The 8,668-nt window shown below is 36.9% G+C and carries 4 protein-coding genes; 1 reads left to right on the top strand and 3 read right to left on the bottom strand.

Annotation, left to right across the window (positions count from 1 at the left end):
* The 3 genes from ACIQZ6_RS10630 to ACIQZ6_RS10620 all read right to left on the bottom strand — a co-directional run.
* Positions 1-994: hypothetical protein (locus tag ACIQZ6_RS10630; protein ID WP_395810904.1), on the bottom strand; the 994-nt coding region annotated here is incomplete at its 3' end.
* A gap of 24 nt (positions 995-1,018) precedes the next feature.
* Positions 1,019-4,129, bottom strand: a complete 3,111-nt coding sequence (locus ACIQZ6_RS10625; RefSeq protein WP_395810902.1) for a SusC/RagA family TonB-linked outer membrane protein — start codon at positions 4,127-4,129, stop codon at positions 1,019-1,021.
* 422 nt (positions 4,130-4,551) lie between these two features.
* Positions 4,552-7,077, bottom strand: a complete 2,526-nt coding sequence (locus ACIQZ6_RS10620; protein WP_395810900.1) for a M14 metallopeptidase family protein — start codon at positions 7,075-7,077, stop codon at positions 4,552-4,554.
* Between the two features lie 234 nt (positions 7,078-7,311).
* On the opposite strand from ACIQZ6_RS10620, the gene murF reads away from it, so the two are divergent.
* Positions 7,312-8,613 carry a UDP-N-acetylmuramoyl-tripeptide--D-alanyl-D-alanine ligase gene (murF, locus tag ACIQZ6_RS10615; RefSeq protein WP_395810898.1) on the top strand — a complete coding sequence of 434 codons (1,302 nt, stop codon included), beginning with the start codon at positions 7,312-7,314 and terminating at the stop codon, positions 8,611-8,613.
* Positions 8,614-8,668 lie beyond the last annotated feature (55 nt).

Genomic DNA, 8,668 nt, shown 5'->3' with positions numbered 1-8,668 from the left:
GATCTATAGGAGCAGTTGATTCTTTTGGATAAGGGAATGTTGAAACATCGGTCCAATGCTTAGGCATTGTTGGATCCATCATATTCACAACATAATTATCAGTAACACCCCAGCCCTGATAAACCAGGTAATCGCCTGCTGAATCATACCATTTAGCACCACCATCCTGCATTACAATAAAATCAGAAGTAAGTCCACCATCAGCATAAGTTTTTACTTTTGCCCAGTTAACAGCTGCCAATTGAGTTTTGTTACGTGGAGAATAAGCCAAAATTCTAGCTGCATAGGTATTAATAAGTTTCTTAAACTCAACGTTTGAATAATCCTTATCAGCACCCATCCATCCCTTAGGAATTGTAAATGTATTAGCTGTTGCTAAAGCAGCAGCTTCATCAAGATAAACTAAAGCCGACTCAGCAACTTTAGAATAAGCTGATGCTGATGCTAAAGAAGCTTCTGCAATCACAGTTTTTTCATCAACGATGAAGGCTTTGTCAAAAACAAGTGCAAGGTTACCGTAACCTACACCCTGAGCAAACCTACAAAAAGCCTTAGTTCTTGCATTATCTGCACCATTAGCACCCACATTAACACCTGTTCCCATAGCTTTTAACACATCAGATGCAGTATTAATAGCAGAATACATATTGTTCCAAAGACCAAGCGAATTTGTATTATAACTATACGTTGGAGCATTATTCCAAGCATTGTTACGTGGCTCCCATGACATATCTCTCATTGCAAAGTTACCCCATGAACAAGAAACATTATCAGCAGCAACAGCCAACATCGGCTGAACGCTACCAGAAGAGTGTTCACCATTATAAATGGTAACATAAAGTCCGCTGGCAAGATTCTCAAGAGCTGCTCCATTTGAGAAAACTTTATCAAAATCTGGTTGATTTTCATTTTCTACAACAAGAAGATCCTCTTTACACCCTTGCACCAAAAACAGTGCGAGAGCAATTGCGTATATAAATTTTATTTTTTTCATAATTGTCTTTTTTAATCTTAAGAGTTAAAAATCCATCGAAAGTGAGAATGCATAATTTCTGAAGTTAGGATATTTAGAAGTTCCATCATATGGTTGTCTAATACTTCCAACTTCAGCATCATATCCACTGTAATTATCAAAGTTAATCAGGTTACGACCTACAACTTTTGCAGTTATACTTTTAACAACACCACCAAACACATCTAAGCTTTTAAGTGGGAAAGTATAGCCTAAAGCCACCTCTCTAAGTTTAAGATAGGTTGCATCTTCAACCCAATAAGCATTAGGAGTATTTACATCGTAGAAATTAAGGAAATAATCATAAGCCTTTTTATCAGCTTGAGCTACTGCGCTCTGGTCCATTTCAGGATTTCTTAAATCTCTAGTTAACCATTGTCCTTTCGCATTGTAAATATTTCCACCTTTCTTAAGATCAAGCAAGAAATAAAGAGTTGCACGCTTATAATTGAACGTGTTTGCTAAGCCCATATTGAAGTCAGCATTACCATCTCCTATTTTATCAAACAAGATCGCACCTTTTTCATCCAAACGTTTGATCGCTTTCTCAGTAGTCTTGCCTTCAGTTCCTGCAGCAATTACATAACCTTTTGAGTTTACAACATAGTCAGCAATTGTTTTTCCTGCTGGAAGTTGCTTGCTCATTTGATCAAGACTTTGCACCCATGAATGACCATACATTGCTCCGTATGTTTCATTTGCTTTGATAAAGAACATCTGCTGGCCACCACCATCAGTACTACCAAACACATATGGTGCGATAGGAAGGTCAGTGATTTTTTGTCTGATTCTAGAATAAACTAGATTCGAGCTCCATGAGAAATCTTTTTTCTTCATCCAGTTAGCAGAAAGACTAAATTCTAACGTCTTGCTTTCTACTGATCCAGCATTTTGAAACTGGCTTGTGAATCCATTATTAAGGAAACCTAAAAGAGGAACATTTAAGAATTGATCATCAGTAACTGACTGAGCATAAACAGCTTCAAATGAGAATTTCTTTAAGAAATCAACATTCAAACCAACTTCAGTTTCAGAAGTTTTAGATGGCTTTAAATTTCTGTTACCTTTTTGAACAGCTGCTGCTGAACCATTATTTAAAGTAAAGGTTTCATATTGCCAATCAAAACCTGGACGAATACCAGCAGTTCCGTAAGCAGCTCTAACTTTTAACTCATCAATGCCTGGAATCTTTACATCCTCAGAAATACGGTAAGCACCTGAAATCCTGTAGTATGGATTCCATCTTTGATCAGAACCAAAAAGTGATGAACCGTCATAACGGTACATACCATCTAATAAAAACTTGTCTTTATAATCAATTCCTAAGATCGCAAAATAGTTTTGTGCTCTTTCAGTTTCATCATATGAACCCGCATCATTAATAACCGCGAAGTTATCATAGGTAGGAATACCGGCAACACCAAACTGAGAAGATGAAACCTGATAGTTTTCGTATCTGCGGTTTTCATATAAATAGGAAAGTTTACCTCTTAAAGTAAGATCTCCAAAATCTTTAACCATGTTTAAAGTGGCTTGAGTATTTTGGCTATTTCCTTCTTCAGAATAATCCTGTAAGTTTCCATTGGTATATGACATACCATTGGTTGCAGCTGTACCACCTGTTGGAGTCCAGTAATCTTTTGGATTATAGTTACGATAACGGTAATTACTTCTTTCCAAAGAATGACTTACATCAAAATTTGCCCATGAATTTACTCTCGCATTTAATGCAAAGTTTCCAACCCAATTGAATTTCTTATCCTGTCTTTGAGTTTTGTAAAGCGTATAAAGCGGGTTAGTTGTTTCACCACTCCAATGGTTCATACGCAAATAATATGGCTGTCCATCTGGATTGAAACCATTAAGATTAACATCAGGTTCTGCTAATGCAATGTTAAAGAAGATACCACCACCTGATCCAGGATATTCAGTATTCGTATTTACTATTAAATTTGAAGTGCTGAATTTTAACCATGGTGCAAGCTGCTGATCTACGTTAAAACGGAAGTTTTGTCTGGTATAACCATCAGTCATTTTAATAATACCATCCTGAGAGTTATTTTCAAATGAAGCATATACACCAGTTTTCTCAGTCCTTGAAGTCATAGACACGAAATTGGCATAGTTAATACCTTTATTGAAAAAATCGTTTTGTTGGTTACGTGTTACACCATAAGGATTGTCTACATAGTGGTCTGCCTTTGGAACTCTGTTACCAGCAATTAATGGACTATGTCCGGCATCACGATATCCTGCTGGATAAGTAACACCCTGATACTTAGTAAAAGTACCAACAAACTGCTGATAATCTGCTGCAAGAGCAAAGGGATGGTGAGTAGCAAGATCTAAGGTATTTGCAATTTCCTGCATACCTGCTTCATTACGTACATTCACTTTAACAGTATTTAATCCAATACTATTACCTCTTTTGGTAGTTATTGCAATTACACCATTACCAGCTCTTGATCCATAAAGTGCTGATGCAGCTGCACCTTTAACAACTTCCATTGATGAAACGTCGTCTGCATTCACATCTCCAAGAGATCCTGTATAGATAACACCATCAATCAAAATTAGCGGTCCTGAACCTACGTTGTTCAAGTTATTATCTGCTCTTAACTGGATATCAACTCCAGAGCCAGGGCTACCACTTGAAGAACTTGTTCTGATACCAGCAACTTTTCCAGACAAGGCGCCTGCTAATGAAGTTCCTGTTACAGCGTTTAGTCTTTCTTCGCTAACCTTTGTAACTGAAACTGTCAGTTTTTCTTTGGTAGTTGCACCGGCTACACCAGTAACAATTACTTCTGATAACTGTTTTGCATCAGTAGTTAATTGTACGTTAACTGTGCTACCTGAACCTATTGTAGCTTCACGAGTGGTGTAGCCAATATAAGTTAATGTCAATGTCGTACTACCACTTGGTACACGAAGGCTGAATTTACCGTCTCCGCCTGTTGAGGTTCCAACGTTAGTGCCTTTTACTTTAACGCTGACTCCAGGCAATGGTAGACCGTCCGTTTTGTCGGTCACTGTTCCTGTAACAGTGCGTTCCTGAGCTATAGCTTGAAAAGCTATAAATAACAACAGGAACAAACTTTGTAGAAGTTTTTTCATACTAAATTAGTTTTGAATTGTTTAAATGAGGAATCGTTAATTATTGGTTATAATTAATGTCAAATTTGGGTAAGTTTATTGTTAACACAAAGTTAATTTAACGTTTTTTTTGTGTAAAGTACATAACTAATTGATAATCAATGATTTATTTTTAAAATCAGAAAGTAAAAGCAAAAGAGAATCAGTTAAAAAGGTCTGTATCACTCATTCTCAGGTGAATCATCTTAATTGATAGTTAATTACAATAAGCTTAAAAGACGCTAATTAAACAGATAATTAGATGAATAGACTAACAGTTTATCGGAATAAATTCAAACGATAAAACCAGTGCTGGGGCTACAAAGAGTTCTAACTGAGCCCGCCAATAAATTTAATGCTTTCAATACAGAAGACTTGAAACTAAATTCAGGTATTTTGAAAATTTAATGCCCAACCATAAATACAGCATTACTGAATAGCAGTTTACCATTTTCCCAAAAACTGCGAAATAGCGGATCGTCAGCTAAATATACTACTGAGCCATTCCCAATTTCCTGAACACCAAAAATTAAACCATCGCTTAATTTTTTCCTGACTTTCGAACCTACAAATCCGCTAACATAATTATCTTTTTTAATAACCCCTACATTCCAAGCATCAGTCAGGTATTGATAAACATTATCATCAAGCTTTAGGGTATAGTAGAAATCAGGAAAGCCAAAAGCAAGAGGATGGGTATTATCCAAATCTACTTTATATATAGCACCTGGAATATTTGTTTGAACACGTTCTCTTTCTCGGTTCTCATAAGATTTAAGTGCTTTATAAGGATCCATTTCCTTATCTTCTTTCTTTGCTTCTTCCTTGTTTTTAATGTCAAAACCTTTCAGCCCAACCAGTTGAGATACAGCAGCATCCATGGCAATCAGCTTTCCGCCACTACGTATCCATTGCAGCATTTTATCGTTTCCTAAATCAGTATATTTCCCATTAGGTAATATAAGTACATCAATGCTTGACCAGTCGATGCGGTTAAGATCCGAAGACCGAACTACACTAAGCGGATAGTTGATCTGTTGCTCAAAAAAATGCCAGATCTCTCCAAAAGCTAATGAAGAAGCCGCTTCGCCGCTTACAACAACAACCCTTGGTTTTTTAATATAGCGAACCTTGTCTGAGCCAAGATCTGCACCCTTATCTACAAAAGCTGAAGAAAGTGGCTGTAAAGTAATGCCTGATTTGCTAGCTAGTTCCGTTATTACCTTCTCAAAACCTCCATCAAGGTTTGAATTTCCATTACGCGCAATGATTAATGAGCCCGCATTGAATCTATTACCCCCGCTTTCGAAAGCAATTTCAGAATACCGAACCTTTATATTTTTTCTTAACAATTCAGCCAAAAACTTAACATCAGCCAGCGAATTCCAGTTTGCAACGTAAGCTACCGGATTTGGCAGGCTAGAAATAGTTGAAGCCTGTACTTCAAGAGTATTCATCAACGGGCTTAAAGACTCCTTACTGGCAAATGCCTGAATTCCGTGTGCGTAGGGCAATGACCATGCAGTAATGTCGTAAGTTGCAGAGTCAGAAACAAAGGTATTAGGTTCAAATAATACTTTTAAAAGAACTGATTTTGGTTGATGAGCACTGATAACCATATCCATTTTGTTAACCTTAATATTCTCAGACTTTCTTGTGAAGTAGTTAAAAGCCAATGCTCCTTTTGCCGAACCATACCCAAATTCGATTCCGTTACGCTGCAAAAGCGTAGCCAAACTTTTGAGTTTTTCAGGATTATCTCCACGAATAATATAAGATTTATACTCTCCAGGAGGATTTGTTTTACTGCTAGAAAAATAATTCTTGAACTCATTTAAAGCCCTTTCTGCATTTTTTGATGACGCTTCTATAGCAGAAAGTCCGGTGGTAAAATGATGGTCGATACGGTTTTTTAAAGTAAGGGTATCCCCTTCCGAATTGATAATTGCCAATCCGGCTCTTCCTGAACCTCCTTGTTCAAAGGTCATACCTACAGAACCATTATAGATGGGATACGTATCCCCATAGGATGGATATAAAAGATCAAAGCGCTCTTTAGTAAAATACATCCAACCCTTTTCGTCAAAATAACGGGCATTGTTTTTTCCAATGATGGTTTGAAATTCTCTTTGCCATTGACTAATATCCTGGTGATAAGGTTCTGCTGCTGGAGCAAAATAATAAGGCTCATCAACCCCTTGTTCATGAAAATCTACATGAACCTGAGGAAGCCACTTATTAAATACTGCTAGCCTCTGCTGACTTTCTATTTGAGATTGCCATGCCCAGTCGCGGTTAAGGTCGAAATAATAATGGTTTGCTCGTCCGCCTGGCCAAGGCTCTAGGTGTTCGCGCGTAAATGGCAAGGCATCTGGAACAATATTTCTAATCGGATTATAAAAATTAACATAACGTTCTCTTCCATCCGGATTTAAACAAGGATCAATAACCACAAGGGTGTTTTTCAACCATGCTTTTGTGCGTTGATTTGCAGGATTTAAAAGCTCATAAATTGTTTGGAGCGAGGCTTCAGTTGATACCGACTCATTTCCGTGCACATTGTAACTTAACCAAACCACAACAGGCTGCTCTGATGATATATCTTTTGAAGTAGAAACCGAACTTTGTTCCTTTATCCCAGCAAGATTCAGATTATACGTTCTAATCTCATCGAGCCTGCTCATATTAGTATCAGAACCTACAAATGCAAGAAGCAATGGACGACCTTCATTGGTTTTTCCATATTCCTGTAACTGAATATGCTTAGAAACTGAAGCCAAATATTTATAATAATCAACAACCCGATGATGCGGAGTAAACTGATTACCAAGTGTATAACCTAAAAATTCTGAAGGTGATTTAATTTGTTGAGCCTGAACACTAAAAATTCCAGCAATCAAAAGGACAATTAAAAAAATGTATTTTTTCATAAAACTAATAATTTTGATGCCAGCTGGCTGGAAGTTAAAATTTGTCAAAATTCAATTGATATTGGTCAGTAGTAAACCTGCTTTAAAAGGGAATTTTATACAGATTAATTGGTTATTTCTGGATTCTATTTCAAAACCAGCATGTTGGCCACTAATCTACGAATGAAAAAGTCTAATTGCCAAATTCTTCGCCTTGATGAACAAAAATCTTAATATTGTATCAAGCTAAATAACATGACAACGGAGCAATTATACAAGATTTACTTAAAAAACCCTCAAATCTGTACTGATACAAGGAAAATAACAGCTTCTTGTCTGTTTTTTGCACTAAGGGGTGATCATTTTGATGGAAATAAATTTGCTCAGCAGGCCATTGAAAGCGGAGCAGCATACGCTATTATTGATGATGCAAAATATGCATTGGATGATCGATTTATAATTGTTCAAGATGTTTTGGAAAGTCTTCAAGAGCTGGCTCGCCTACATAGAAAACAACTGAATATTCCTGTCATCGGTATTACCGGATCAAACGGAAAAACAACAAGCAAAGAACTGATCAAATCTGTTCTATCGCAGCATTTCAACACCTTTGCAACTGAGGGTAACCTAAATAATCATATCGGAGTGCCATTAAGTATCTTATCGATAACTAGTGATTGCGAGATTGCAATAATTGAAATGGGTGCCAATCACCAGCGTGAAATTGCATTTCTATGTAGTATTTCTCAGCCAAGCCATGGAATGATTACCAATATTGGAAAAGCACATTTAGAAGGATTTGGCGGGATACAGGGGGTTCGGATAGGTAAGGGTGAACTGTATGAATTTCTTTATAAATCAGGCGGTACCGTATTTCTAAATAATGATGATCAGACACTTAGCAACATGGCTCTTGAAAGAGGATTAGCCAATACAATAGGGTATGGAACAGGTGATCATAACTTTGTTTCGGCAAGGCTAAAAAACTCAAGTCCATGCCTCAGTATTGATTGGAATCTTTCAGGTGAACCAAAGCATGTAGCCTTCTCAAATTTACCGGGTATTTATAATTTTGATAATATATGTGCGGCTATTTGTATAGGCAGTTATTTTAATTTAAGCCCTGAAAAGATCAATAAAGGGATTAATGCATACCAACCTTTAAATAATAGGTCGCAAATACTGGAAACTCCAAACAACACCATAATCTGTGACTACTACAATGCTAATCCAAGCAGCATGGCTGTTGCACTAGATAACCTGAATGCTACCGATGCAACATCTAAGGTTCTGATTTTAGGCGATATGTTTGAACTGGGTAAGGAGTCTGCAAATGAACATCGCTTAATCCTTGAAAAAGCGTTACTTACAAAAGCTGAAAGAAGGATATTTATTGGTGAGGAATTCTACAAACTCAAGGGCCTTGAAGATGCCGAGTTTTACAAAAACACATCACAAGCTTTAGAAGCACTAAATCAGCATAAAGTTAAACAATCCACCATTCTATTAAAAGGTTCAAGAGGAATGAAGCTTGAAAGTCTGCTAAATCTCTTTTAATTTTTTACGGTATCGCTGAAGAAAGTAAATGATGGGTGCGCAAACAAAAGCTATG

It is taken from the genome of Daejeonella sp. (genome assembly GCF_044348475.1).
Lineage (GTDB): Bacteria > Bacteroidota > Bacteroidia > Sphingobacteriales > Sphingobacteriaceae > Daejeonella.
Note: the sequence above shows the minus strand (reverse complement) of the source record. Positions and strands in the feature narration are given on the sequence as shown.

Coding starts and splice junctions, on each gene's coding strand:
- ACIQZ6_RS10625 (WP_395810902.1), bottom strand. CDS start 4,129: ATGAAAAAACTTCTACAAAGTTTGTTCCTGTTGTTATTTATAGCTTTT.
- ACIQZ6_RS10620 (WP_395810900.1), bottom strand. CDS start 7,077: ATGAAAAAATACATTTTTTTAATTGTCCTTTTGATTGCTGGAATTTTT.
- murF (WP_395810898.1), top strand. CDS start 7,312: ATGACAACGGAGCAATTATACAAGATTTACTTAAAAAACCCTCAAATC.